Source organism: Paenibacillus sp. Y412MC10 (genome assembly GCF_000024685.1).
Taxonomy (GTDB): Bacteria; Bacillota; Bacilli; order Paenibacillales; family Paenibacillaceae; genus Paenibacillus_AQ; species Paenibacillus_AQ lautus_A.
In genome coordinates this window covers 6431796-6456993 of the sequence record NC_013406.1, presented here as the reverse complement: position 1 = coordinate 6456993, position 25198 = coordinate 6431796, and the positions used below count along the sequence as shown (strand labels likewise).

23 protein-coding genes, 2 pseudogenes and 1 other annotated feature are annotated in these 25198 nt (G+C 49.3%); all 25 genes and pseudogenes read left to right on the top strand.

What is annotated here, in order from left to right:
- The first annotated feature begins 259 nt into the window (after nucleotides 1-259).
- The 25 genes and pseudogenes from cysE to rplC all read left to right on the top strand — a co-directional run bounded on the left by cysE (nucleotide 260) and on the right by rplC (nucleotide 25191).
- Entirely contained in the window at nucleotides 260-949 is a 690-nt protein-coding gene (gene cysE / locus GYMC10_RS28645) for a serine O-acetyltransferase (RefSeq protein WP_015737633.1), read from the top strand.
- Between the two features lie 155 nt (nucleotides 950-1104).
- On the top strand, nucleotides 1105-2511 hold the full coding sequence (gene cysS / locus GYMC10_RS28640) for a cysteine--tRNA ligase (RefSeq protein ID WP_015737632.1): 1407 nt from the start codon (nucleotides 1105-1107) through the stop codon (nucleotides 2509-2511).
- On the top strand, nucleotides 2508-2951 hold the full coding sequence (locus GYMC10_RS28635) for a Mini-ribonuclease 3 (protein ID WP_009591968.1): 444 nt from the start codon (nucleotides 2508-2510) through the stop codon (nucleotides 2949-2951). The genes cysS and GYMC10_RS28635 overlap by 4 nt, the downstream gene beginning before the upstream one ends.
- A 92-nt stretch (nucleotides 2952-3043) precedes the next feature.
- Nucleotides 3044-3796, top strand: a complete 753-nt coding sequence (gene rlmB / locus GYMC10_RS28630; protein ID WP_036662775.1) for a 23S rRNA (guanosine(2251)-2'-O)-methyltransferase RlmB — start codon at nucleotides 3044-3046, stop codon at nucleotides 3794-3796.
- A 5-nt stretch (nucleotides 3797-3801) separates the two neighbouring features.
- Nucleotides 3802-4320 carry an NYN domain-containing protein gene (locus GYMC10_RS28625; RefSeq protein ID WP_036662755.1) on the top strand — a complete coding sequence of 173 codons (519 nt, stop codon included), beginning with the start codon at nucleotides 3802-3804 and terminating at the stop codon, nucleotides 4318-4320.
- A 205-nt stretch (nucleotides 4321-4525) separates the two neighbouring features.
- The gene (sigH, locus tag GYMC10_RS28620) at nucleotides 4526-5170 is read left to right on the top strand and encodes an RNA polymerase sporulation sigma factor SigH (RefSeq protein WP_006212942.1); all 645 of its coding nucleotides are present in this window, start codon (nucleotides 4526-4528) and stop codon (nucleotides 5168-5170) included.
- A 561-nt stretch (nucleotides 5171-5731) separates the two neighbouring features.
- Nucleotides 5732-5881: a 50S ribosomal protein L33 gene (gene rpmG / locus GYMC10_RS32080; RefSeq protein WP_006212941.1), complete on the top strand. Its 150-nt coding sequence runs from the start codon at nucleotides 5732-5734 to the stop codon at nucleotides 5879-5881.
- 24 nt (nucleotides 5882-5905) lie between these two features.
- On the top strand, nucleotides 5906-6097 hold the full coding sequence (gene secE / locus GYMC10_RS28615; RefSeq protein WP_006212940.1) for a preprotein translocase subunit SecE: 192 nt from the start codon (nucleotides 5906-5908) through the stop codon (nucleotides 6095-6097).
- A gap of 21 nt (nucleotides 6098-6118) precedes the next feature.
- Nucleotides 6119-6652 (top strand): transcription termination/antitermination protein NusG, encoded by a 534-nt coding sequence (gene nusG / locus GYMC10_RS28610; RefSeq protein ID WP_006212939.1) that lies wholly within the window; start codon nucleotides 6119-6121, stop codon nucleotides 6650-6652.
- Nucleotides 6653-6724: 72 nt separating this feature from the next.
- Nucleotides 6725-7150 (top strand): 50S ribosomal protein L11, encoded by a 426-nt coding sequence (gene rplK, locus GYMC10_RS28605; protein WP_006212938.1) that lies wholly within the window; start codon nucleotides 6725-6727, stop codon nucleotides 7148-7150.
- Nucleotides 7151-7230: 80 nt separating this feature from the next.
- A pseudogene (rplA, locus tag GYMC10_RS28600) lies at nucleotides 7231-7922 on the top strand (50S ribosomal protein L1).
- Between the two features lie 69 nt (nucleotides 7923-7991).
- Nucleotides 7992-8150 (top strand) — a sequence feature (ribosomal protein L10 leader region).
- Nucleotides 8151-8208: 58 nt separating this feature from the next.
- Nucleotides 8209-8712, top strand: coding sequence for a 50S ribosomal protein L10 (rplJ, locus tag GYMC10_RS28595; protein WP_009591975.1), 504 nt, complete (start codon nucleotides 8209-8211; stop codon nucleotides 8710-8712).
- Between the two features lie 68 nt (nucleotides 8713-8780).
- Nucleotides 8781-9143: a 50S ribosomal protein L7/L12 gene (rplL, locus tag GYMC10_RS28590; protein WP_009591984.1), complete on the top strand. Its 363-nt coding sequence runs from the start codon at nucleotides 8781-8783 to the stop codon at nucleotides 9141-9143.
- 184 nt (nucleotides 9144-9327) lie between these two features.
- Nucleotides 9328-9933 (top strand): class I SAM-dependent methyltransferase, encoded by a 606-nt coding sequence (locus tag GYMC10_RS28585; RefSeq protein WP_015737629.1) that lies wholly within the window; start codon nucleotides 9328-9330, stop codon nucleotides 9931-9933.
- A 348-nt stretch (nucleotides 9934-10281) separates the two neighbouring features.
- The gene (gene rpoB, locus GYMC10_RS28580) at nucleotides 10282-13827 is read left to right on the top strand and encodes a DNA-directed RNA polymerase subunit beta (RefSeq protein ID WP_036662748.1); all 3546 of its coding nucleotides are present in this window, start codon (nucleotides 10282-10284) and stop codon (nucleotides 13825-13827) included.
- A gap of 93 nt (nucleotides 13828-13920) precedes the next feature.
- The gene (gene rpoC / locus GYMC10_RS28575) at nucleotides 13921-17535 is read left to right on the top strand and encodes a DNA-directed RNA polymerase subunit beta' (protein WP_015737627.1); all 3615 of its coding nucleotides are present in this window, start codon (nucleotides 13921-13923) and stop codon (nucleotides 17533-17535) included.
- Between the two features lie 171 nt (nucleotides 17536-17706).
- A complete protein-coding gene (locus GYMC10_RS28570; protein ID WP_015737626.1) occupies nucleotides 17707-17958 on the top strand; it encodes a ribosomal L7Ae/L30e/S12e/Gadd45 family protein in 252 nt (83 codons plus the stop codon).
- 140 nt (nucleotides 17959-18098) lie between these two features.
- The gene (gene rpsL, locus GYMC10_RS28565) at nucleotides 18099-18518 is read left to right on the top strand and encodes a 30S ribosomal protein S12 (RefSeq protein ID WP_006212930.1); all 420 of its coding nucleotides are present in this window, start codon (nucleotides 18099-18101) and stop codon (nucleotides 18516-18518) included.
- A 53-nt stretch (nucleotides 18519-18571) separates the two neighbouring features.
- Entirely contained in the window at nucleotides 18572-19042 is a 471-nt protein-coding gene (gene rpsG / locus GYMC10_RS28560) for a 30S ribosomal protein S7 (RefSeq protein WP_006212929.1), read from the top strand.
- 48 nt (nucleotides 19043-19090) lie between these two features.
- Entirely contained in the window at nucleotides 19091-21172 is a 2082-nt protein-coding gene (gene fusA / locus GYMC10_RS28555; RefSeq protein ID WP_015737625.1) for an elongation factor G, read from the top strand.
- 97 nt (nucleotides 21173-21269) lie between these two features.
- The gene (gene tuf / locus GYMC10_RS28550) at nucleotides 21270-22460 is read left to right on the top strand and encodes an elongation factor Tu (protein WP_009591967.1); all 1191 of its coding nucleotides are present in this window, start codon (nucleotides 21270-21272) and stop codon (nucleotides 22458-22460) included.
- Nucleotides 22461-22757: 297 nt separating this feature from the next.
- Nucleotides 22758-23209 (top strand): annotated as a pseudogene (locus GYMC10_RS33175) (protoglobin domain-containing protein); the annotation flags it as partial.
- Nucleotides 23210-23392: 183 nt separating this feature from the next.
- The gene (locus tag GYMC10_RS28540; RefSeq protein WP_315971989.1) at nucleotides 23393-24025 is read left to right on the top strand and encodes a methyl-accepting chemotaxis protein; all 633 of its coding nucleotides are present in this window, start codon (nucleotides 23393-23395) and stop codon (nucleotides 24023-24025) included.
- A 192-nt stretch (nucleotides 24026-24217) separates the two neighbouring features.
- Complete coding sequence (gene rpsJ / locus GYMC10_RS28535; protein ID WP_009589214.1) at nucleotides 24218-24526, top strand: 30S ribosomal protein S10; 309 nt, start codon at nucleotides 24218-24220, stop codon at nucleotides 24524-24526.
- 41 nt (nucleotides 24527-24567) lie between these two features.
- Nucleotides 24568-25191 (top strand): 50S ribosomal protein L3, encoded by a 624-nt coding sequence (rplC, locus tag GYMC10_RS28530; protein ID WP_009589211.1) that lies wholly within the window; start codon nucleotides 24568-24570, stop codon nucleotides 25189-25191.
- Nucleotides 25192-25198: the final 7 nt, after the last annotated feature.

Here is a 25198-nt window from a genome sequence, read left to right as displayed (position 1 = left end):
GCGGAAATGCACCTGTGAGCTGCATGGTTGAAGCGAACGCAATCGTTAGATCATGCCGGTCGTCTGCCGTTAATGACATGAAGAGAATCGGTAGAATCCGTCCCTGACGAAGGGAGGAGTCTTGTGCCGGTTCGAAGCAGAGTGGAACCGCGGTCTAGCGCCTCTGCAGCGATAAGCTGCAGGGGCGTTTTTTATTACAGGAATAACGATGGATAGCAAGTTGCATGCGCGATTGGAAGAGGGGAAAGAGGGAGCGTTCATGTTTAAACAGATGAAATCGGATATTCGGACAGTGTTCGAGAATGACCCGGCCGCCCGGGGACTTTTTGAAGTGGTATTCACCTACTCGGGACTTCACGCCCTGTGGGCGCACCGGGTGGCTCATGCATTATTTAAGCGGCGGTGGTATACGCTGGCACGGATCATATCTCAGATCAGCCGGTTCATGACAGGCATCGAGATTCATCCGGGCGCCCGTATCGGGAGTCGGCTGTTCATCGACCATGGCATGGGGGTTGTCATTGGAGAGACCTGCGAGATTGGAGACGACGTGGTGATCTACCAGGGGGTGACCCTTGGCGGAACCGGTAAGGAAAAAGGCAAGCGGCATCCGACCATCGGCAACAACGTGGTCATCGGATCCGGAGCGAAAGTGCTAGGTTCTTTTACGATTGGGGATAACTGTAACATCGGATCCAACGCGGTCGTATTAAGGCCCGTACCCCCGAACAGCACCGTTGTCGGCAATCCCGGCAAAGTCGTGAAACAGAACGGGGAGCGGGTGCGCGACCGGCTGGATCACACGAATCTGCCCGATCCGATTGTCGATACGCTCCGTTCGATGCAGAAGGAGATCGATCAGCTCCGGGCGGAACTGGATGAGAGCAAGGGAGGCCGGCATCAAGCGATGGTTTCCGAGGCTGTCGTGTCTTCGGCCAAGGAAGAATAGAAGAACTCCCGTAACCTTGGAAGCCTTGGACGATGCATAGCCTGACTTCATATAGCGATTTCGATACATCATCTTCAACATGAATCAATGCGTTACGCAGGCTTTTGAAGTAAAAGACAATAAGCGATGGAACGAAAGGATTGAGATGATACAATATGGCACTGCAAATCTATAACACGCTAACCCGCATGAAAGAAACGTTTGTTGCCCAGGAACCCGGAAAGGTAAAGATCTACGTATGCGGTCCTACCGTGTACGACTATATCCATATCGGCAATGCCCGCCCGATGATTTTTTTCGACGTGGTTCGAGCGTACTTCGAGAATCAGGGCAACGACGTGAATTACGTAGTGAACTTCACGGATGTGGATGACAAAATGATTCGGAAAGCGGAGCAAACCGGGACGACCGTTCCGGAGGTTGCGGAGAAGTTCATCAACGCCTATTACGAGGATTTGGACGGTCTCGGCATACCCAGAGCGACATTGAATCCGCGGGTAACGGACAATATGGAGAGCATCATCGAATTCATCCAGGAGCTCATTGATCGCGACTTTGCTTATGAGAACGGCGGAGACGTATTCTACCGGACCCGCAAGTTCGACGACTACGGTAAGCTGTCCCAGCAGAACCTCGATGAGCTGCAGTTCGGGATCCGGATCGAAGTGGATAAGCGGAAGGAAAATCCGGAGGACTTCGTGCTGTGGAAAGCCGCGAAGCCGGGAGAGATCTACTGGAGCAGTCCATGGGGCGACGGCCGCCCGGGCTGGCATATCGAGTGCTCCGCCATGGCTCGCCGCTATCTCGGGGATACCTTGGATATCCACGGCGGCGGCCAGGATCTGCAGTTCCCGCACCATGAATGCGAAGTGGCGCAGTCCGAGGCATTGACGGGCAAACCGCTCGCGAACTATTGGATGCATAATGGATATATCCGCATCAACAACGAGAAAATGTCGAAATCGCTGGGCAACGGCGTATTGGTTAAGGAACTTCGCGAACAATATACGAAAGAAGCCGTGCGCTATTTCATGTTGTCCACCCACTACCGCAACCCGCTGAATTACAGCGACGAGGTGATGGAACAGGCACAGAACAGCGTGGAACGCCTCGCGAATGCGGCGGCAAACGTCGAACATCGATTGGGCACGGCGATCGGCTCCAAGGACGATCAAGTCAGCCAGGACGTAGCCGACAAAATATCGGCCGTGCTTGTCGAATTTCACGAGAAAATGCAGGACGATTTCAACACGCCGGACGCCATCACCGCGATGTTCCAATGGGCCAGCGAGGCGAATCAGCTGCTGAAGGAAGCATCGATTCCTGCCGCGGATCTGCATGAAGTGCTGCGTGCTTTCAACGAAATGAACGGCGTGCTCCGCATCGTGAACAATGGTACGGATGAATTGCTGGATGAGGAAATCGAAGCGCTGATTGCCGAACGTGTCGAAGCCCGCAAGAATAAAAACTGGGCCCGAGCGGACGAAATCCGCGACAAGCTGGCGGACGAAGGCATCGTGCTGGAGGATACGGCGCAGGGCATGCGCTGGCGGCGTAAATGAGCGGGGATAAGCATCAGGATCCTGCAGTAGGCTGGTTTGATTTTCCGCCGTCGAAGCCGGCCCGTTTAATCCCGCCCATCGTGCTCGCTTATATCGGGGATGCCATTTATGAGGTGGCGGTGAGGCAGTTTCTGATATCACGGGCCAATCTCCGTCCCCATCACTTGCACCGTTCGGCCACGAGCTTCGTGTCGGCGAAGGCGCAGAGCCGGATATTGGCTTTTCTGGATCCGGAGCTGACGGAGGAAGAGCGCGATGTGGTGCGTCAGGGGCGCAATGCCAAATCAGGCAGCATACCGAAGAATGCCGACGTGCTGGAATATCGGCATGCAACGGCATTCGAGACGCTGGTTGGGTATTTATATTATGCGGGAGAGCAGGACCGTCTCCGTGAACTCATCGGAAAGAGCATCGAGTTTATCGAGGGGTCCGTTAAATAAACCATGTGGCAATATAGGCATCAACATGAAACGATACAGCCGGTTTTTCCCAAGCGAGGGGGACGCAGGCTGATATGCAGGAGGAGACCTACATGATGCAAGAAGAGGAAGTAGTAGCCGGTAAGCATTCCGTCACGGAAGCGCTCAAATCCGGACGCACGATCAATAAAATATGGATTGCCGAAAACGCGCAAAAGCATCTGACCCTGCCGATCATCGCGGAAGCGAAGAAGCTGGGCATCGTCATTCAGCATGTGGACAAACGGAAGCTGGATCAGATGGTTCCGGGAGTCCAGCATCAAGGCGTGGTTGCCCAGGCGGCACCCTACGCTTATGTGGAAGTGGACGATTTGCTGAAGGCCGCGGAGGAAAAAGGCGAGCCGCCTTTCCTGCTGCTTCTGGACGAGATCGAGGATCCGCACAATCTGGGATCGATTCTCCGAACGGCCGACTGCACGGGCGCTCACGGCGTCATATTGCCTAAGCGCAGATCCGCGCAGATAACGGCAACGGTATCCAAAACATCGGCCGGCGCGGTGGAGTATGTGCCTGTAGCCAGAGTGACCAATCTGGGCCAAACCATCGATCAACTGAAGGAAATGGGCGTGTGGGTTGTCGGAACCGTGGTCGATGCCGTTCAGGAATTGTATGATACCGAGGTTTTTGACGGGCCGGTCGCCATCGTTATCGGCAATGAGAATAAAGGGATGGGGCGTCTGATCCGCGAGAAATGCGATGTGCTTGTGAAACTGCCGATGGCCGGAAAAATCAATTCGCTTAACGCCTCGGTTGCCGCAGGCGTCGTCATGTACGAAGTGCTTCGCCGTCGCCGCCTGCAAGGTTAGCGATGATGGCCGATTGGCGGGATGTGCTGCTGGTCGACGGTTATAACATGATCGGCGGCTGGCCGCATCTTGCGAAGCTTGCCAACAGCAGCATGCACGAAGCGCGGGACTTGCTGCTTGAGAAATTAGCGGATTACCAAGCGTATTCAGGCCTCAGAGTCGTGGTGATTTTTGACGCGTACCGGGTCCCCGGCTTGGGGAAATCCTACACGCAAGGCAAGGTGCAGGTGTTTTTTACGAAAGAGAAGGAAACCGCCGATGAGTGTATTGAGCGGCTTGTCGGCGAGTTTAGCCATCGACGGCGTAAAATTTATGTGGCAACCAGTGATCTAATCGAACAGCACGTCATTTTTGCTAGAGGAGCACTCCGGCTGTCCGCCCGGGAATTGCTGAGCGAGGTCGAGCAGAGCGAGCGCGAAGTGAAGCAGAAGATTACGAAAGAGCATACCAAGAGCAGAAATACGCTTGACGGGAAGCTGCCGCCTGATGTGAGACAGGCGTTCGAGCGCTGGCGAAGGGAGTAACACAGTTTTACACCATGAGGGACGAAAGGTCGGCTCATTTGGAAAATGAAACAGTATATGAATCTACGAAATAGTTTACATTAAATGTTATTATCGGTCTATTTTAGGTAGAACGTGGTTGACGGTCTAGTAGACATCATATATACTTGTCATATATTTCAAGCGAGTGACGGGCTACCGTGCGTTCCGGGCCGGAGGGATTCTATTGAGTGTGGACCTCAAGGAAGTCATGTTGTCAGGGTATGATGTGATAAGCGATGAAGACATTGTCGAGGCGGTCCGCGAGGGTGACAGCGGGGCGCTGGAGTATTTGATCAATAAGTACCGGAATTTTGTACGTGCTAAAGCCCGTTCCTATTTTCTGATTGGCGCCGACCGGGAGGATATCGTCCAGGAAGGCATGATCGGGCTGTACAAGGCAATTCGTGATTTTAAAGGGGATAAGCTGTCCTCGTTCAAGGCCTTTGCCGAGCTCTGCATTACCAGGCAGATCATTACGGCGATCAAGACCGCTACGAGACAGAAGCATATTCCGCTCAATTCGTATGTCTCTTTGGACAAGCCGATTTATGACGAGGACTCGGACCGTACGCTGCTGGATGTCATTTGTGGTACAGCGGTAAGCGATCCGGAGGAACTGATCATCAATCAAGAGGAGTTTGTCGGCCTGGAAGACAAGATGTCAGAGATCTTAAGCGATCTGGAACGGAAAGTCTTGATGCTTTATTTGGACGGTCGTTCCTATCAAGAAATCGCGGTAGATTTGAGGCGTCACGTGAAATCGATTGACAATGCCCTCCAGCGGGTAAAGCGAAAGCTTGAGCGTTATCTGGAGGTCAGGGATAATTAAAGCAAATGTCGGACAAGAAGCAGAAGGCTCAATCAGAGCCTTTTTTTAATTGCAACATCGTATTTCGGGATGGCCGGTGAAGGATCTTTGCATGCTTCACCGCCATGATCTTTTGTCGGCAGACGTGATAGGATGCAATTCAGAGATGTCCATTTTCGCATAATGTGTAATATTTGGTGTTTCATCTGTTGGAAGATTGAACATACTGGATATAGGCTAAATGCTATGCAAGATGGACAAAGACTGTGAAACGCCACAGTTTTTTACAGCGGAAGGTGTACAATAAGCCGGGGACTTATTCCCTGGTTTAGCTGGCAATGGCATTTATTGCAGCCCGCAATCAGAGAGAAAAAGGCTTGAAATGGCGCTACCCTTGTGATAAAGTGTTTTAGGTAGGCCTAAATTCGCGTGTTTTATGAATGGATCGTTGTTACAGCTTTTGGAACAACGGTTTTATTCATCTCGCAGAAATAACCGGGTTTCGATGAGAACAAGGTTGTTTCTACTAGGATCAATATCGATTCTTCTGACAAAGAAGGACGTCTTCGGGAGGTGCACATCATGCGGGTAATTATCACTTTGGCTTGTACAAGCTGCAAACAAAGAAACTACACAACCACCAAAAACAAGCGAAATCACCCCGACCGCATGGAGATGAAGAAATTTTGCAAGTTCTGTAACGAGCAAACTCCTCATCGCGAAACCAGATAGTTTTCTTTTGGAGGTGTAGTCGGCGTGAAACGTGGTTTCAAGTCTCTGTTTTCCTTTTTCTCTGAAAGCTGGGCGGAACTTAAAAAAGTTCGCTGGCCCAATCGTAAAGAACTGACGAACTATACTCTCATTGTTCTAGGCACCATTGTGTTTGTCACGATTTATTTTTGGGTTGTAGACATCGGTATTTCCGCTGTGATCGAAGCGATAATTTAGAAGGGTCCCAGGTGGCTTGATATGGAAAAAAGATGGTACGTAGTTCATACCTATTCTGGGTATGAGAATAAAGTCAAAGCCAATTTGGAAAAACGTGTCGAGTCCATGGGCATGGAGGACAAAATATTCCGCGTTCTTGTTCCGATGGAAGAAGAAATCGTAAACAAAGACGGCAAGAAAAAAACCGTCATGCGTAAAGTTTACCCGGGATATGTCTTGGTCGAAATGATTCAGACCGATGATTCTTGGTATGTTGTCCGCAATACGCCAGGAGTGACCGGTTTTGTTGGTTCGACAGGGTCCGGTTCTAAACCGACGCCTTTGCTTCCGGAAGAAGTGGAACAGATTCTGAAGCATATGGGCATGGAAGAGCCGAAACCGAAGATCGAATTCGACATCAAGGAATCCGTTCGTATCAAGGTTGGTCCTTTTGCGAATTTTGTGGGCTCCGTGGAAGAGATTTTGGCTGAAAAGAGCAAGTTGAAAGTTCACGTCAACATGTTTGGACGGGAAACCCCGCTGGAGTTGGATTATACTCAAGTGGAGAAGATCTGATTCTTCAGGTTTCTTGTGGGAGGGCGTAAATACGCGTCCGTCTACCACTATTGATGCAAGGAGGTGTCAACCATGGCTAAAAAAGTTATCAAAATTGTGAAACTGCAAATTCCTGCAGGTAAAGCGAATCCGGCTCCTCCAGTAGGTCCTGCATTGGGTCAAGCGGGTGTCAACATCATGGCATTCTGTAAAGAATTCAACGCACGTACTGCTGATCAAGCTGGTCTGATCATTCCGGTTGAAATTTCGGTGTTTGAAGATCGTTCCTTTACGTTCATCACGAAAACTCCACCGGCTGCTGTTCTGCTTCGTGTGGCTGCTAAGATCGAAAAAGGATCCGGCGAGCCTAACAAGAAGAAAGTGGCTACCGTTAAGCGTGACGCTGTTCGTCAAATCGCTGAGCAAAAAATGCCTGACCTGAACGCTGCATCTGTTGAAGCTGCAATGAAGATGGTAGAAGGTACTGCCCGTAGTATGGGTATCACAATCGAAGACTAATCGTCTTTCGGTTGAAACCGGACGAGGTCCGGATTATGTGGGAGGAATTTCCGCTAACACCACAAAGGAGGAAAACAAACATGGCTAAACACGGTAAGAAATACGTTGAAGCTGCCAAGCTGATTGACAGCGAAGCAACTTATGAGCCTTTGGAAGCTGTAGAGCTTGTGAAGAAGGCTGCAACTGCCAAATTCGACGAAACTGTTGAAGCGGCTGTACGTTTGGGCGTAGACCCACGTAAACAAGACCAGGCTGTTCGTGTGTTGTTGTCTTGCCTCACGGCACAGGTAAAACACAACGCGTTCTGGTATTTGCAAAAGGTGAAAAAGCGAAAGAGGCTGAAGCGGCTGGCGCTGATTTTGTTGGCGATCAGGATATGATCAACAAAATCCAACAAGGCTGGTTCGAGTTCGATGTCTGCGTAGCTACACCTGATATGATGAGTGAAGTCGGTAAACTTGGCCGTCTGCTCGGTGGTAAAGGCCTGATGCCTAACCCTAAAGCTGGTACGGTTACATTCGATGTTGCCAAGGCTGTTCAAGAAATCAAAGCCGGTAAAATCGAGTACCGTCTGGACAAAGCAGGTCAAATTCACGCGCCAATCGGTAAAGTGTCTTTCGATGCAGCTCAATTGAATGAGAACCTCAAAGCTCTCATCGATGCATTGAATCGTGCGAAGCCAGCAGCCGCTAAAGGTGTATACCTGAAAGGTATCGCTGTTTCCTCGACGATGGGACCAAGCGCTCGCGTGAACACAACCGTTTACAGATAATATTACCATTGACTTTAGTCAATGAGGTTTGATATTATGTAACAGTTGTGAGTCTTCGAGACTGACCTTTAAAGTTGAATATGCTTACCGTAGACAGTAGGTGCCCTAAGCAGGCTTAATTTCCTACCGAGGTGTTATGATAGAACGTCAACAATTTGTCCGGTTGTACCGGCCAAATGATGATTCATCAGGCCTTCGTGATTCTACGGAGGCTTTTTTAGTGCCCGTAGGAAGAGCGGAGAGCTTGGTGCTCTTACGCTACTAATACAACCAGGAGGTGTAATCATTGGCAAACGCAAAAGTGATTCAAGCGAAACAAGAAGCGGTTGATGTCGTTGCTGCTAAGCTGCGCGAGAGCGTATCTACAGTAGTTGCTGACTATCGCGGACTGAACGTTGCGCAAGTAACTGAACTTCGTAAGCAGCTTCGCGAAGCTGGCGTCGAGTTCCAAGTACTGAAAAACACGCTGCTTCGCCGTGCAACTGCGGCAGCAGAGCTGACTGATCTGGACGAAGTCCTGACTGGTCCTACAGCTGTTGCTTTTGGTACCAATGACGCTGTCGCTCCAGCAAAAATCCTCAACGATTTTGCTAAGAAAAACGACGCGTTGAAATTGAAAGGCGGCGTAGTAGAAGGCCGTGTAATCGGAGAGAGCGAAATCAAAGCTCTGGCAGAACTTCCGTCCCGCGAAGGTCTCCTCTCCATGCTCCTCAGCGTGCTTCAAGCTCCAGTGCGCAACTTCGCGCTTGCAGTTAAAGCCGTTGCTGAGAAGGAAGAACAAGGCGCATAAGCCTTGTCTTGCTGAAGCTGTGTAACAACAACTATAAAATCTTAATAATAAATGGAGGTTCAACTTAAATGAGCAAAGAGCAAATCTTGGAAGCAATTAAAGGTATGTCTGTTCTGGAACTGAACGATCTCGTAAAAGCAATCGAAGAAGAATTTGGTGTGACTGCTGCAGCTCCAGTAGCTGTTGTAGGTGGCGCTGGTGCAGCTGCTGAAGCAGAGCAATCCGAATTCGACGTAATCCTGACAAGCGCAGGCGCGTCCAAAATCAACGTAATCAAAGTGGTTCGCGAAATCACAGGTCTTGGCTTGAAAGAAGCAAAAGAACTGGTTGACAACGCTCCAAAACCATTGAAAGAAAAAGTAGCTAAAGAAGAAGCTGAAGCTGTTAAAGCTAAATTGGAAGAAGCAGGCGCATCCGTAGAAGTGAAGTAATTACTTCTCTAGATGAATGTCAGCAAGAAGCAAACCCCTTGAATATTTGTTCAAGGGGTTTGTTATTGTGGCGGGGAGCTCAACGCGTACTGATTCTCCGCAGGAAAGGTTATACTGGAATAATGGAGCGCCTAAGGCCGATATGCCTTAGACGGGCAGAATTTGATTCAAGACGGAGGAAATGATGCCGAATCAACATTATTACTCAAACCAGCCGGAGATTGCTCATGATCGTAAGGAGCTAAAGACGGAACTTCGGGGGCAGTCATTTAGTTTGGTCAGCGACGCCGGCGTGTTCTCCAAGGGCGGCGTGGATTATGGCAGCAAGGTGTTAATAGACGCCATGGATTTCGGGCAGGATGCCCAAGTGCTGGATGTAGGGTGCGGGTACGGCCCGATCGGCCTAACGGCGGCAAGAATGGCCTCGCAAGGCCATGTGACGATGATCGACATCAATAGCCGGGCTGTCGAATTGGCCAAAGAGAATGCGAAGCGCAACGGTATAATCAACGTTACGATCTTAGAAAGCGACTTGTTTGAGGCGGTGAAGGATCAGCAATTTGATGTGGTTCTGACCAATCCGCCGATTCGTGCGGGAAAAGAAACGGTGCATGCCATATTCGAGGAATCGTGGAAACATCTGCGCGAGAATGGACAGTTGTGGGTTGTGATTCAGAAGAAGCAGGGTGCGCCTTCGGCGAAAGCGAAACTGGAGAGTCTGTTTTACCAGGTTGAGGAAGTAACGAAGGATAAAGGGTACCGAATATTCAAAGCGACGAAATCTTCTTAAAATAGTTCGACTAGGCTGTTGACTTGGGTATGCTGGTATGGTATTATTATAAAATGTCAGTATTAGGATGGTCTCTTTGTCTTTAGTTGGCTGAAATGTCAAGACTTATTATGCGAAAACATGCATAAAGTCGGTCATATTGACGTATAATATGTACATTTTGGGCAAATCTACAGGATATGAGATGATTATCATAACCATGGATAAGCTGCTCTTTTTTCGAAAAGGTATTCGATAAGGGCTTTTCTCTATTTATGGGAGTGTCCTCTGTATGTTCCATTATAGTGTTACAAACAGAGGTTCGCAATGAAATTTTTAAAGTGAGTAGACATGAGGGGTGAGTTTAAGTTGGCAGGACATCTTGTTCAATATGGTCGACGCACTCGGCGAAGTTATGCTCGTATTAACGAGGTACTCGAAGTTCCGAACCTGATTGAAATCCAACAAAAATCTTATGAATGGTTTTTGGAGGAAGGACTCCGCGAAATGTTCCAGGACATCTCGCCGATTCAGGATTTCACAGGCAATTTGGTGCTAGAGTTCATTGACTACAGCCTTGGAGAACCGAAATACACCGTCGATGACGCGAAAGAACGCGACGTTACTTATGCGGCGCCGCTCCGCGTGAAAGTCCGGCTCATTAACAAGGAGACCGGCGAGGTCAAGGAGCAGGAAGTGTTCATGGGAGACTTCCCGTTAATGACGGAAACCGGAACATTCATTATCAATGGTGCCGAACGGGTTATTGTCAGCCAGTTGGTTCGCTCTCCCAGCGTCTATTTCAGCACGAAAGTGGATAAAAACGGTAAGACGACGTACACTGCAACAGTGATCCCTAACCGCGGCGCTTGGCTGGAACTGGAGATGGACGCGAAGGACATTATTTATGTCCGGATCGACCGCACCCGTAAAATCCCTGTAACGGTGCTTTTACGTGCACTTGGTTTTGGCACGGATGCCGAGATTTTGGATCTTCTGGGCAATGATGAATATATTCAAAATACGCTGGATAAAGACAACACGGACTCCACGGAAAAAGCGCTCATTGAAATCTATGAACGCCTTCGTCCGGGCGAGCCGCCAACACTGGAGAATGCGAAGAGCCTTCTCGTTGCCCGTTTCTTCGATCCGAAGCGTTATGATTTGGCTAACGTTGGTCGTTACAAGATCAACAAGAAGCTTCATATTAAGAACCGTCTCTTTAATCAACGTTTGGCAGAAAGTTTGATAGACATCGATACGGGTGAGATCGTGGCGGAAGCCGGTCAAACCGTAGACCGTCGTCTTTTGGACGAGATTATGCCTTACCTTGAGAAGAGCGTAGGCTTCAAGAATTATCATGTTGCCGGCGGCGTGATGGACAGCGAGGATATCCCGCTGCAAACGATCGACGTATTCTCTCCGATCGAGGACGGAAAAGTCGTGAAAGTCATCGCGAACGCAAACATCGATAAATCCGTGAAGCATATTACGCAGGCGGATATCATCTCCTCCATCAGCTACTTCATCAACCTGCTGCATGGAATCGGCAATACGGATGATATCGATCACCTGGGTAACCGTCGTCTGCGTTCCGTGGGCGAATTGCTCCAGAATCAGTTCCGTATCGGTTTGTCCCGGATGGAGCGCGTTGTTCGTGAGAGAATGTCGATCCAGGATGCGAACGTGATTACGCCGCAGGCGCTCATCAACATCCGTCCTGTTATCGCATCGATCAAAGAGTTCTTCGGTAGCTCCCAGTTGTCCCAGTTCATGGATCAGACGAACCCGCTAGCGGAACTGACGCACAAACGTCGTCTGTCTGCACTCGGACCGGGCGGTTTGACGCGTGAGCGCGCAGGCTTTGAAGTGCGGGACGTTCACCACAGTCACTATGGCCGTATGTGTCCGATCGAGACGCCGGAGGGACCGAACATCGGTCTGATCAACTCCTTGTCGACGTTTGCGCGCATCAACGAGTATGGCTTCATCGAAGCTCCGTATCGTTGGGTGGATCCGAAGACCGGTAAAGTCACGGACCAAATCGATTACCTGACTGCAGACGAAGAGGATAACTACATCGTTGCCCAGGCAAACGCCGAACTCAACGAAGACGGTACCTTCGCTGACGAAATGGTAATCGTCCGTTATAACAAGCAATCCGACAACATCCTTCCGATGCCGAGCGACCGTGTAGACTACATGGACGTATCGCCTAAGCAGGTCGTGTCGGTAGCGACGGCGCTCATTCCGTTCCTCGAGAACGATGACTCCAACCGCGCGCTGATGGGATCGAACATGCAGCGGCAGGCTGTTCCGCTTCTTATTCCTAAGGCTCCGCTCGTCGGAACCGGGATGGAGCATAAGTCTGCGAAAGACTCCGGTGTATGTATTGTATCCAAATACGACGGGATTATTGAACGTTCATCCGCCAACGAAATCTGGCTCCGCCGCGTGGAAAATATCGACGGACAAGAAGTCAAAGGCGATATTGTTAAATATAAATTACACAAATTTATGCGTTCGAACCAAGGAACATGCATCAATCAGCGTCCGATCGTCAAGCGCGGCGATGTGATCAAAAAAGGTGACATCCTGGCAGACGGACCATCCACCGAGATGGGCGAATTGGCACTGGGCCGCAACGTCGTCGTTGCGTTCATGACTTGGGAAGGCTACAACTACGAGGATGCGATTCTTCTGTCCGAGAAGCTGGTCAAAGAGGACGTGTACACTTCGATTCATATCGAGGAGTACGAATCCGAAGCTCGTGACACGAAGCTCGGTCCGGAAGAAATCACGCGTGATATTCCTAACGTAGGGGAAGAAGCACTCAAGAACCTAGACGAGCGCGGAATCATCCGCATCGGTGCCGAAATCAGCGCTGGCGACATTCTCGTTGGTAAAGTAACGCCTAAGGGCGTAACCGAGCTGACGGCAGAGGAGCGTCTCCTGCATGCGATCTTCGGTGAGAAGGCTCGCGAAGTGCGCGATACCTCGCTGCGCGTTCCTCACGGTAGTGACGGAATCATCGTGGACGTGAAGGTGTTTACGCGTGAGAACGGCGATGAATTGCCGCCGGGCGTCAACCAATTGGTTCGCGTCTACATCGCACAGAAACGCAAAATCTCCGAAGGCGACAAAATGGCCGGACGTCACGGTAACAAAGGTGTCGTTGCCCGTATTCTGCCGGAAGAAGACATGCCGTTCCTGCCGGATGGCACGCCGGTTCAAGTTGTGTTGAACCCTCTGGGGGTTCCATCACGGATGAACATCGGTCAGGTGCTTGAGGTTCACTTGGGTATGGCTGCGCTCCAGCTCGGCATTCACGTGGCTTCACCGGTATTCGACGGTGCAAGCGAGTATGACGTGTTTGATACGATGGAAGAAGCAGGCATGCAGCGCAATGGTAAGACCGTGTTGTACGACGGACGGACGGGCGAACGTTTTGAACGTGAAGTTACCGTCGGCGTCATGCACATGATCAAGCTCGCGCACATGGTTGACGATAAAATTCACGCCCGTTCCACGGGACCATACTCCCTCGTTACGCAGCAGCCGCTGGGTGGTAAAGCCCAGTTCGGCGGACAGCGCTTCGGTGAGATGGAAGTATGGGCGCTTGAAGCTTACGGTGCTGCCTATACGCTGCAAGAAATTCTTACCGTCAAGTCCGATGACGTGGTCGGCCGGGTGAAAACCTACGAATCGATCGTCAAAGGCGAGAACGTTCCGGAACCGGGTGTTCCTGAATCGTTCAAGGTATTGATTAAAGAGCTTCAGTCTCTCGGTATGGACGTTAAAATCCTGAGCGAGAACGAAGAGGAAATCGAGATGAAAGAACTCGATGACGAAGACGATGCTCAAGGTGATAAACTGAGCCTTAACTTGGAAGGCGCTGAAGTCGGAGTGGAATAACGGTCAATCATTCACCCCCGTCGGCTGATTAGTCGGCGGTGGTGTTATGGTCGTACAGCACATAAATAGGACTAGGTTGAGGAGGGTTGCTCCTTGTTGGACGTTAACAATTTTGAGTACATGAAAATCGGTCTTGCTTCACCGGAAAAAATCCGTTCTTGGTCTCGCGGAGAGGTGAAGAAGCCGGAAACGATTAACTACCGTACATTGAAGCCGGAGAAAGAAGGCCTCTTCTGCGAGCGTATTTTCGGTCCTCAGAAGGACTGGGAATGTCATTGCGGTAAGTATAAGCGTGTCCGTTATAAAGGAGTAGTCTGCGATCGCTGTGGCGTTGAAGTTACGCGCGCCAAGGTCCGCCGCGAACGGATGGGCCATATTGAGCTCGCAGCTCCTGTATCGCACATTTGGTATTTCAAAGGCATTCCAAGCCGCATGGGCCTGGCTCTGGATATGTCCCCAAGATCTCTTGAGGAGATCATTTACTTCGCATCTTATGTTGTAACCGATCCAGGAGATACGCCGCTGGAGAAGAAGCAATTGCTGTCCGAGAAGGAATACCGCAGCTACCGTGAGAAGTACGGCTACGGCTTCCAAGCCGGCATGGGTGCTGAAGCGGTCAAGAAACTTCTACAAGACATTGATATTGAGAAAGAGCTTGAATTCCTTAAGGAAGAACTGCGCACTGCACAAGGTCAGCGCCGCAACCGGGCGATCAAACGCCTGGAAGTGATTGAGGCGTTCCGCAACTCCGGCAACAATCCGGAATGGATGATCATGGATGTGCTGCCGGTCATTCCGCCGGAGCTTCGTCCGATGGTTCAACTTGATGGCGGACGCTTTGCGACTTCCGACTTGAACGATCTGTACCGCCGTGTTATTAACCGGAACAACCGTCTGAAAAGACTGCTGGATCTCGGCGCGCCGGATATCATTGTTCAAAACGAGAAGCGCATGCTGCAGGAAGCTGTCGATGCACTGATCGACAACGGCCGCCGCGGCCGTCCGGTAACAGGTCCGGGTAACCGTCCGCTTAAATCCCTCAGCCACATGCTGAAGGGTAAACAAGGGCGTTTCCGTCAGAACTTGCTCGGTAAACGGGTTGACTATTCTGGTCGTTCCGTTATCGTCGTAGGTCCTTACCTGAAAATGTACCAATGCGGTCTGCCTAAGAAAATGGCGCTCGAGCTCTTCAAGCCGTTCGTGATGAAAGAACTGGTCAACAAAGGCCTGGCACATAATATCAAGAGTGCGAAACGCAAAGTAGAACGTGTAAGTCCAGAAGTATGGGATGTGCTCGAGGAAGTCATTAAAGAGCATCCGGTTCTTCTGAACCGTGCACCGACGCTTCACAGACTCGGTATTCAAGCATTTGAGCCGATTCTGGTTGAGGGCCATGCGATCCGTCTTCACCCGCTCGTATGTACGGCGTATAACGCTGACTTTGACGGTGACCAAATGGCGGTTCACGTTCCTTTGTCCGCTGAGGCTCAAGCTGAAGCGCGTCTGTTGATGCTGGCATCGGGCAACATTTTGAACCCGAAAGACGGTAAACCGGTTGTTACGCCGTCTCAGGATATGGTACTGGGTTCCTTCTATCTGACAATGGATAACAAGGAAGAGAAAGGTACCGGCATGATTCTGGGCAGCGTGAACGAAGCGGTTTCCGCTTATCAGCGTGAAGCAGCCGGTCTGCATGCACGCGTAGCGATTCCGGTTAAAGCCCTTGGCAAAACCAGCTTCACCGACAAACAGCAGGATGCGATTTTGATTACGACGATCGGCCGGATTATCTTTAACGAGATTTTCCCTGCCAGCTTCCCGTACATCAATGAAGCGACTCGTACGAACCTACTGCAAGGCACGCCTGAGAAGTATTTCGTATACGAGAAGGGTGCAGATATCCAAAAAGTGATCCAGGAACTGCCGGTCAGCGGAGCCGTTGGCAAGGAATACCTGGGTTCCATCATTGCGCGCTGTTTCGAAACGTACCATACAACGGAAACCTCTGTGATTTTGGATAAAATCAAGCAGATCGGTTTCACATACTCTACCCGTGCAGGCGTAACCGTTGCGGTATCCGACGTTATCGTACCTGACGAGAAGAATGAAATTCTGAAAGAGTCAGACGAGAAGGTTAAAGTGGTAACGAACCAATATCGCCGCGGCTTGATCACGAACGAAGAACGTTATGACCGCGTTATCGACATCTGGTCCAAGACCAAAGACGATATTACGGATGTACTCATGAAGTCGATGGATCGCTTTAACTCCATCATGCTCATGGTGGATTCCAAGGCGCGGGGTAACAAATCGCAGATCACCCAGCTCGGTGGCATGCGGGGTCTGATGGCGAACCCGTCGGGCCGTATCATCGAACTCCCGATCAAATCGAACTTCCGTGAAGGACTGACGGTACTCGAGTACTTCCTGTCCACGCACGGTGCGCGTAAAGGTCTTGCCGATACAGCGCTTCGTACCGCTGACTCCGGTTACTTGACTCGTCGACTTGTCGACGTGGCCCAGGATGTCATCGTTCGCGAAGACGAGTGCAGCACGGATAAAGGCTTTACCGTTAGCCGTATTCAGGACGGTAAAGAAGTTATCGAGGATCTCTACGACCGTATTGAGGGACGTTATGCATTTGAGACCGTTCGTCATCCGGAAACGAAAGAGATCATCGTTAATCGTAACGAATTGATTGATTCCGACAAAGCTGAGGAAATCGTGGCAGCTGGAGTTGAGAAGCTTCAAATTCGTTCCATCTTGAGCTGCCGTGCACGTTATGGCGTCTGCAAAAAATGTTACGGCCGTAACCTGGCTACTGGTAAGCATGTTGAGATTGGTGAAGCGGTTGGTATTATCGCAGCTCAATCCATCGGCGAACCGGGAACACAGCTCACGATGCGTACGTTCCACACAGGCGGTGTTGCCGGTGATGATATTACACAAGGTCTTCCGCGTATCCAGGAGCTCTTTGAAGCCCGTAATCCTAAAGGTCAAGCGACCATTAGTGAGATCGACGGCGTAGTTAAGGAGATCCGTGAAACGAAAGACCGTCGTGAAATCGAAATTCAAGGTGAAGCTGAAACCAAAGTTTACGCGGTTACCTATGGCTCCCGTCTGCGCGTAAGCGAAGGCAAGCATATTGAAGCCGGGGATGAACTGACCGATGGTTCCATTGATCCGAAGGAAATGCTTCGCATCAAAGGTATCCGTGGCGTGCAGAACTACATCCTTCAGGAAGTTCAACGCGTATACCGTAACCAAGGCGTAGAAATTAACGATAAACACGTTGAAGTTATGATCAGACAGATGCTGCGTAAATTCCGTATCGTTGATGCGGGAGATACGAACCTGCTGCCAGGCTCCTTCGTGGATATGCATGAATACGAGACAGCGAATAAAGACGCTATTCTTTCCGGGAAAGAACCAGCGGTTGCCAAACCGGTTCTCCTCGGTATTACGAAGGCATCTCTCGAAACCGATTCGTTCTTGTCAGCGGCCTCCTTCCAGGAGACAACTCGCGTGTTGACCGACGCTGCCATTAAAGGTAAAGTCGATCAGCTGCTTGGTCTGAAAGAGAATGTTATCATTGGTAAACTGATCCCTGCAGGTACCGGTATGAACCGTTATCGCAGCGTGAAGTTCGCGGGACAAAATGATGTGAATGACGAAAGTCAGGAACTCGAAACAGCTTCTATAGATTAAGAAACAGTCAGGTGATGAGGAGATTTCCGTGTCTTAAGATGCGGAAGCCCTCCTCGTCCCAAAGTTTCTTTTTTTCTGATTTAATAGCTTGACATCGATTAGGGCAGATGCTAATATAGCAAAGGTGCGTGAATAGTTTCTTTGTTCCCTGTTCTTTTGGAGGAATGACTTGTGTCTAATGATAAAGGATTACAGGATGCACACATCAAGATTGGCACCAAACAAACGATGAAGGCCGTTGAATCCGGTTTGGCTACAGAGGTTTATGTGGCTGAAGATTGCGACCAACGTTTGATTTCAAAAGTCGTATCCGAGTGTGATAAGAATGGCGTGCATATCAACTATGTACCCACGATGATAGAGCTTGGAGAAGCATGCGGTATTGAAGTTGGTGCAGCTATGGTAGCTGTCTTGAAATCATGATTTGAGAAATCGTTTTTGTTGGAGAAGACGTTACTTCTTTCGGCAAAAACTTTTCATTTGTTCTTTTATGAACCGCCTGGGTCTGTGGACTTAAACGGGGTTTGTAATTGAATGATAAATACGGGAAGGGGGTGGCTAGCATGCCAACAATTAACCAACTGGTTCGCAAGGGCCGTCAAGCTAAAGTTTACAAATCGAAATCTCCAGCTCTTCAAAAAGGTTTTAACGCTTTGAAACGTGAGGAGACCGACTTGAGCGCTCCGCAAAAACGCGGTGTATGCACTCGTGTAGGCACAATGACGCCGAAAAAACCGAACTCCGCACTTCGTAAATATGCTCGTGTTCGCTTGACGAACCGCATTGAGGTGACGGCTTACATTCCGGGTATCGGACATAACTTGCAAGAGCACAGTGTTGTATTGGTTCGCGGTGGACGGGTAAAAGACCTTCCGGGTGTACGTTACCATATCGTTCGCGGCGCACTTGATACCGCTGGTGTAAACAACCGGATGCAAGCTCGTTCCAAATACGGCACGAAGCGTCCTAAAGCAAAAAGCTAATTGATGCTCATGTATTCGTAACATGACTCATGACTGAAGAAAGGGGGATATCCATGCCACGCAAAGGTCCAGTAACTAAAAGAGACGTGCTGCCAGATCCGGTGTATAACAGCAAACTGGTAACTCGTCTGATCAACCGCATCATGTTGGATGGTAAAAGAGGTGTTGCTCAAAGCATCCTTTACAATTCGTTCAACATCATCAAGGAACGTACTGGTAATGATCCGATGGAAGTGTTTGAAGCAGCTATCAAGAACATCATGCCAGTATTGGAAGTTAAAGCTCGTCGTGTCGGCGGTGCTAACTACCAGGTTCCGATCGAAGTTAAACCAGAGAGACGTACATCCCTTGGATTACGTTGGCTCGTAAACTACTCCCGCAACCGCGGTGAGAAGACGATGGAAGAGCGTTTGGCGGCTGAGATCATCGACGCTTCCAACAACACAGGCGCTTCCGTTAAGAAACGTGAAGACACGCACAAAATGGCTGAAGCGAACAAAGCGTTTGCTCACTACCGTTGGTAGGATTCAGCAACTAATTTATACTTCAAATTTTGAAGGGAGACTATTCGCATGGCGACAAGAGAGTTCTCCTTGAAAAATACACGTAATATCGGGATCATGGCGCATATTGACGCTGGTAAAACGACCACTACAGAGCGGATTTTGTTCTATACAGGCCGTACGCACAAAATCGGGGAAGTTCACGAGGGTGCAGCTACAATGGACTGGATGGAACAGGAGCAGGAGCGCGGTATCACGATTACGTCCGCTGCGACTACCGCTTCTTGGAAGGGTCATCGCGTTAATATTATCGACACCCCGGGGCACGTTGACTTCACAGTAGAAGTTGAACGTTCCCTTCGTGTATTGGATGGGGCAGTAGGTGTATTCAGTGCGAAAGAGGGCGTTGAACCTCAGTCGGAGACTGTTTGGAGACAAGCAGACCGTTACGGAGTTCCGCGGATCGCATACGTAAACAAAATGGATATTATCGGTGCCGACTACTTGAACGTAGTTAAAGATATGAGAGAGCGCCTGCAGGCGAATGCGGTAGCAATTCAGCTTCCGATCGGTGCAGAGAACGATTTCGTTGGCATCATCGATATTATCGAGGAAAAAGCTTATATGTATAAGGATGACCTCGGTCAAAATATCGAAGAAACCGAAATTCCAGCAGAATTCAAGGATCAAGTGGAAGAGCTTCGCAACGAGTTGGTTGAGAAGGTAGCAGAACTTGACGAAGACTTGACAATGAAATATCTTGAAGGTGAAGAAATCACCATCGCTGAGTTGAAAGCTGCTCTGCGTAAAGGTGTTGTCGAAGTTAAGATCTTCCCGGTTATCTGTGGATCTTCTTACCGTAACAAAGGCGTTCAGCTGATGCTTGATGCCGTAATCGATTATTTGCCGGCTCCAACTGACGTTCCAGACATCAAGGGTACCCTTGAAGACGGAACTGAAGCTATCCGTCATTCCTCCGATGAAGAGCCGTTCTCGGCTTTGGCATTCAAAATCGCTACGGACCCTTATGTTGGTAAGCTGACATTCTTCCGCGTATACTCCGGTGTACTGCAATCCGGCTCTTACGTACTGAATGCAACGAAAGGCAAGCGTGAGCGCATTGGTCGTATCCTTCAAATGCATGCGAACAGCCGTCAAGAAATTTCCGAAGTATTCGCCGGAGATATCGCAGCTGCCGTAGGTTTGAAAGATACGGGCACAGGTGATACACTATGTGATGAGAAAAACCCGGTTATCCTGGAGTCCATGAACTTCCCTGATCCGGTTATCGAAATCGCAGTAGAACCTAAGACAAAAGCTGACCAAGATAAAATGGGTGTGGCTCTCGGTAAGTTGACGGAAGAGGATCCAACTCTTCGTGCACATACTGATGAAGAAACAGGCCAAACGATCCTGGCAGGTATGGGTGAGCTTCATTTGGACATCATCATCGACCGTATGCGTCGTGAGTTCAAGGTAGAAACTAACGTGGGTAAACCACAAGTAGCTTACCGCGAAACATTCCGTGCACCAGCTCGCGTTGAAGGTAAATTCGTTCGTCAGTCCGGTGGTCGTGGACAATACGGTCACGTATGGGTTGAGTTCGAACCTCTGGAACCTGGTAGCGGTAACCAATTCGACAGCAAAGTTGTCGGTGGTTCGGTACCAAGAGAATACATTGGTCCAGCACAACAAGGTATTGAAGAGCAAATGAAGAACGGTGTACTCGCCGGCTTCCCGCTTGTTGACGTTAAAGCAACAATCGTCGACGGTTCTTACCATGATGTTGACTCCAATGAAATGGCGTTTAAAATCGCCGGTTCCATGGCTCTGAAAGCAGCTAAAGACAAGTGTAAGCCTGTCCTGCTCGAGCCAATCATGAAAGTTGAAGTTACCGTGCCTGAGGAATACATGGGCGACGTAATGGGTATGCTGAACTCCCGCCGTGGACGTATCGAAGGTATGGACTCCCGTGGCGGTACTCAAATTATCCGTGCGAAAGTGCCTCTTTCCGAAATGTTCGGTTACTCCACTACGCTTCGCTCCGGTACACAAGGACGCGGCGTGTTCTCCATGGAACTCTCCCACTACGAAGAAGTTCCTAAGAATATCTCCGATGAAATTGTGTCCAAGATCAAAGGCGGAGAATAATAACGTTTTACCTGCTGGATAGGAGGCGGGACCAAACATCCCGTTAACTCCGCTTCCGGCCCAACATATATAATCCCCTTAAGGAGGAATTGTTCAAATGGCAAAGGCTAAATACGAACGTACGAAACCCCATGTTAACATCGGTACTATCGGTCACGTTGACCATGGTAAAACAACTTTGACTGCTGCAATTACATCTGTATTGTCCAAAACTTACGGTGGCGCAGCAATGTCCTTCGATCAAATCGACAAAGCTCCAGAAGAGCGCGAACGCGGTATCACAATCTCTACTTCCCACGTAGAGTATGAAACTGATGCTCGTCACTATGCACACGTTGACTGCCCAGGTCACGCTGACTATGTTAAAAACATGATCACTGGTGCTGCTCAAATGGACGGAGCAATCCTGGTTGTATCCGCAGCTGACGGCCCAATGCCGCAAACTCGCGAGCACATCCTGTTGTCCCGTCAAGTAGGCGTTCCTTACATCGTTGTATTCTTGAACAAATGCGACATGGTTGAAGACGAAGAGCTCTTGGAATTGGTTGAAATGGAAGTTCGCGACCTTCTGAGCGAGTATGACTTCCCAGGCGACGACACTCCGATCACTCGTGGTTCCGCTCGTGAAGCTCTGCAAAACCCAGAAGGCGAATGGGCACAAAAAATCGTTGAAATGTTCAAAACAATCGACGAGTACATCCCATTGCCTGAGCGCGACACTGACAAGCCTTTCTTGATGCCTGTCGAGGACGTATTCTCCATCACTGGTCGTGGTACCGTTGCTACAGGTCGTGTAGAGCGTGGTACGATCAAAGTTGGTGACGAGATCGAAATCGTTGGTATCGCTGAAGAAACTAAGAAATCCGTTGTTACGGGCGTTGAAATGTTCCGTAAATTGCTGGATTCCGCACAAGCTGGTGACAACATCGGTGCATTGCTTCGTGGTGTTGAGCGTACTCAAATCGAGCGCGGTCAAGTACTTGCTAAGCCTGCTTCCGTTAAACCACACACTGAGTTCACAGCTCAAGTATACGTACTGAGCAAAGAAGAAGGCGGACGTCATAAGCCTTTCTTCACTGGCTACCGTCCACAGTTCTACTTCCGTACTACGGACGTAACTGGCGTGATCAACTTGCCAGAAGGTTCTGAAATGGTTATGCCTGGTGATAACATCACTGTAACGGTTAACCTGATCAGCCCAATCGCGATCGAAGAAGGAACTAAGTTCTCCATTCGTGAAGGCGGCCGTACCGTAGGTGCTGGTTCCGTTGCTTCCATCATTAAATAATTAAGGCTTCGAACAGCCTTGCATATAGCAACAGTGTATTGTAACGAGCAACAGTGTGATGTCCTGATAAAAGAGTCTGATCCCTTGGATCGGGCTCTTTTTCTATTTGTAGTGATACCCCACTGTGATCTTTGCGGCTAAACTAAAACCTTAAGTGTAGGATTTGTAGAAAATTAGTCAAGCTTACTGTACAGAATATGCCATATATTCAAGGATTCATTCTATTTATTTGGTTCCAGTATGATTACAATCTTTGATTGAAGTCAGTTAAGGAATTAGATTTATCTATTATATAGAATGGAGATCACTGACTGTATGAAATGTCCGTTTGCATGGATGAAGAGGAGTTTGGAAGATGAAGTTCAGCCTGCAGTAGAACTGCGCAATTCAGAAGATGCCCGTTATGTGTATCAAGAACCATTAGGCGAGCTGAATGATCAAATGCGGATGATTAGCCTTACCGAGGGTGATCTTCAGCTTTTGAGGCAGCTCCGTCCGCAAATGGAGGAGAGGCTTGAGGAGATAACAGAAGCATTTTATCAGTCTGTCGCGATCATCCTCTCGAAATATGGAATGGAGAAATCAATGAAGCTTATGTAGCAAAAAGGCTGCGCATTGCCGAGGTGCATAAGCGCGTGGGGCTTGAGCCTAAATGGTACTTGTCCGCTTTCCAGAACTTACAGAACGAATTCTTCAAGATGATCTATAGAGAGGTTGTAGGAGAAGAACAACAAATACGGCTAGTGTCGACGATTACCAAGTTGCTTAGCCTGGAGCAGCAGCTAGTGTTGGAAGCTTACGAGAGAGTAAACTTAAGTGAGAAGCAGTTCCAGTATGATAGGGTAAGAAAAGAGCTGAAACAGAACATTGCTGCTTTTGTTAGCGAATTATCCGGGCTGACGCTGGATATTAATGAGGCTGTAGAACGCCTGATGACTAGCAGTAGCGAGATGGCTGATACATTTGAACGCACTTCAACCACAACGCAGGGCTCGATATCGGATGCAAGGGCCGGTGAAGCAAAAATAGCAGAGTTGGAGGATCAAATGAATGCGATTGACCAAAGCGCGGCCGGGATGCATCATGCGGTGCAAGAACTTCAGGAATCCTCCAAGCAAATTTCCGTTATAGCGGTGAGTGTTCAGGAAATAGCCTCCCAGATCAAGCTGCTTTCCTTAAATGCCACCATAGAAGCAGCACGCGCCGGAGAGCATGGAAAGGGTTTTGCCGTTGTAGCCCAAGAGGTAAGCCGCCTGTCGGAGGACACGAGGACGACCGTGAACCGAATTGCAGATATCGTATCCAAGTCGAAATCCATCACGGCTGAAGTGGTAGAATCTATTAACCAGGTTCAAGGGCTAACGATGCAAGGGAAGAGACAGTCCGAGGAATCCAGCAAGCTGTTCTCCAGCATTCTGATGTCCGTACAGTCCAGTGCAGATCGAATGATGAGGGCGGAGAAAGAAATGAAACTGCTCTCCATGACGATCGGAAGCATCCGGGAAGCCACGTCCGAAGCTGCGGTTTCTGCCGAAAATTTCAAGGAAAGCACGGAGCGAATGTAAATACATATCAAATATGAATTAGTGCTTGCAATGCGCCTATCTTTTATATATAATAGTGAATGTTGTTCTGCGACGTTGCGATGATGTGAGAGGTTACCGACACACCCGGCCCCTTTGCCATGAGGTGGGTGGTTGGAAAATTTTCACGGAGTATGTCCGATACCAAATTGGGCGATAGAAGGAGGGAATAAAATGGCAAAGCAAAAAATTCGTATTCGCTTGAAAGCATACGACCACAGAGTTCTTGATCAATCCGCTGAGAAAATTGTTGAGACAGCAAAACGTTCGGGTGCTGGTGTATCCGGTCCGATCCCGCTTCCAACTGAGAAACAAGTAATTACCATTCTCCGTGCGGTGCACAAGTATAAGGATTCTCGGGAACAGTTCGAAATGCGTACACATAAACGCTTGATCGACATCGTGAACCCGACTCCACAAACTGTGGATGCCTTGATGCGCTTGGACCTGCCGTCCGGTGTAGATATCGAAATCAAACTGTAAGCATTGCATAACGAATTAGAGAAGAGAAAAGAGGTGTCAACATGAAAGGTATCTTAGGTAGAAAGCTCGGAATGACTCAAGTATTTACCCCTGAGGGTGTTGTAATTCCTGTAACGGTTATCGAAGCAGGTCCTTGTGTTGTTCTTCAAAAGAAAGATCTGGAAAACGACGGATACGAAGCGATCCAAGTTGGTTTCTCCGATAAGAAAGAGAACAGATCTAACAAACCAGAAGCAGGCCATGCGAAAAAAGCAAACACTGCGCCTAAGCGCTACGTTCGCGAAATTCGCGGTGTTGACCTCGCGAGTGTCGAGGTTGGACAAGAGCTGAAGGCTGATGTCTTCGCAGAAGGCGAATTTGTTGACGTAACGGGTATTTCCAAAGGTAAAGGATTCCAAGGCGTAATCAAGCGTTGGGGCCAAAGCCGCGGACCAATGTCTCACGGTTCCCGTTATCACCGTAGACCAGGTTCCATGGGTTCGATCCAGGCAAACCGTGTTCCTAAAGGAAAACGTCTGCCAGGTCACATGGGCAATGAGACAGTTACGATCCAAAAGCTCGAAGTTGTTAAAGTCGACGCAGAGCGTAACGTAATCCTTGTTAAAGGCTCCATTCCAGGACCTAAAAAAGGTTTCGTTCAAATCAAAGAAACGGTGAAGAAATAATCGCCTA

Excerpts from the sequence above, each read along its gene's own strand:
- rplK (WP_006212938.1), top strand. The coding sequence starts at position 6,725 with ATGGCTAAAAAAGTTATCAAAATTGTGAAACTGCAAATTCCTGCAGGT.
- GYMC10_RS28585 (WP_015737629.1), top strand. The coding sequence starts at position 9,328 with ATGCCGAATCAACATTATTACTCAAACCAGCCGGAGATTGCTCATGAT.
- GYMC10_RS28635 (WP_009591968.1), top strand. The coding sequence starts at position 2,508 with ATGAGCGGGGATAAGCATCAGGATCCTGCAGTAGGCTGGTTTGATTTT.
- GYMC10_RS28540 (WP_315971989.1), top strand. The coding sequence starts at position 23,393 with ATGACTAGCAGTAGCGAGATGGCTGATACATTTGAACGCACTTCAACC.
- tuf (WP_009591967.1), top strand. The coding sequence starts at position 21,270 with ATGGCAAAGGCTAAATACGAACGTACGAAACCCCATGTTAACATCGGT.
- cysS (WP_015737632.1), top strand. The coding sequence starts at position 1,105 with ATGGCACTGCAAATCTATAACACGCTAACCCGCATGAAAGAAACGTTT.
- cysE (WP_015737633.1), top strand. The coding sequence starts at position 260 with ATGTTTAAACAGATGAAATCGGATATTCGGACAGTGTTCGAGAATGAC.
- fusA (WP_015737625.1), top strand. The coding sequence starts at position 19,091 with ATGGCGACAAGAGAGTTCTCCTTGAAAAATACACGTAATATCGGGATC.
- rpsJ (WP_009589214.1), top strand. The coding sequence starts at position 24,218 with ATGGCAAAGCAAAAAATTCGTATTCGCTTGAAAGCATACGACCACAGA.
- rplL (WP_009591984.1), top strand. The coding sequence starts at position 8,781 with ATGAGCAAAGAGCAAATCTTGGAAGCAATTAAAGGTATGTCTGTTCTG.
- GYMC10_RS28625 (WP_036662755.1), top strand. The coding sequence starts at position 3,802 with ATGGCCGATTGGCGGGATGTGCTGCTGGTCGACGGTTATAACATGATC.
- rpmG (WP_006212941.1), top strand. The coding sequence starts at position 5,732 with ATGCGGGTAATTATCACTTTGGCTTGTACAAGCTGCAAACAAAGAAAC.
- rlmB (WP_036662775.1), top strand. The coding sequence starts at position 3,044 with ATGATGCAAGAAGAGGAAGTAGTAGCCGGTAAGCATTCCGTCACGGAA.
- rpsG (WP_006212929.1), top strand. The coding sequence starts at position 18,572 with ATGCCACGCAAAGGTCCAGTAACTAAAAGAGACGTGCTGCCAGATCCG.
- rplC (WP_009589211.1), top strand. The coding sequence starts at position 24,568 with ATGAAAGGTATCTTAGGTAGAAAGCTCGGAATGACTCAAGTATTTACC.
- rpsL (WP_006212930.1), top strand. The coding sequence starts at position 18,099 with ATGCCAACAATTAACCAACTGGTTCGCAAGGGCCGTCAAGCTAAAGTT.
- nusG (WP_006212939.1), top strand. The coding sequence starts at position 6,119 with ATGGAAAAAAGATGGTACGTAGTTCATACCTATTCTGGGTATGAGAAT.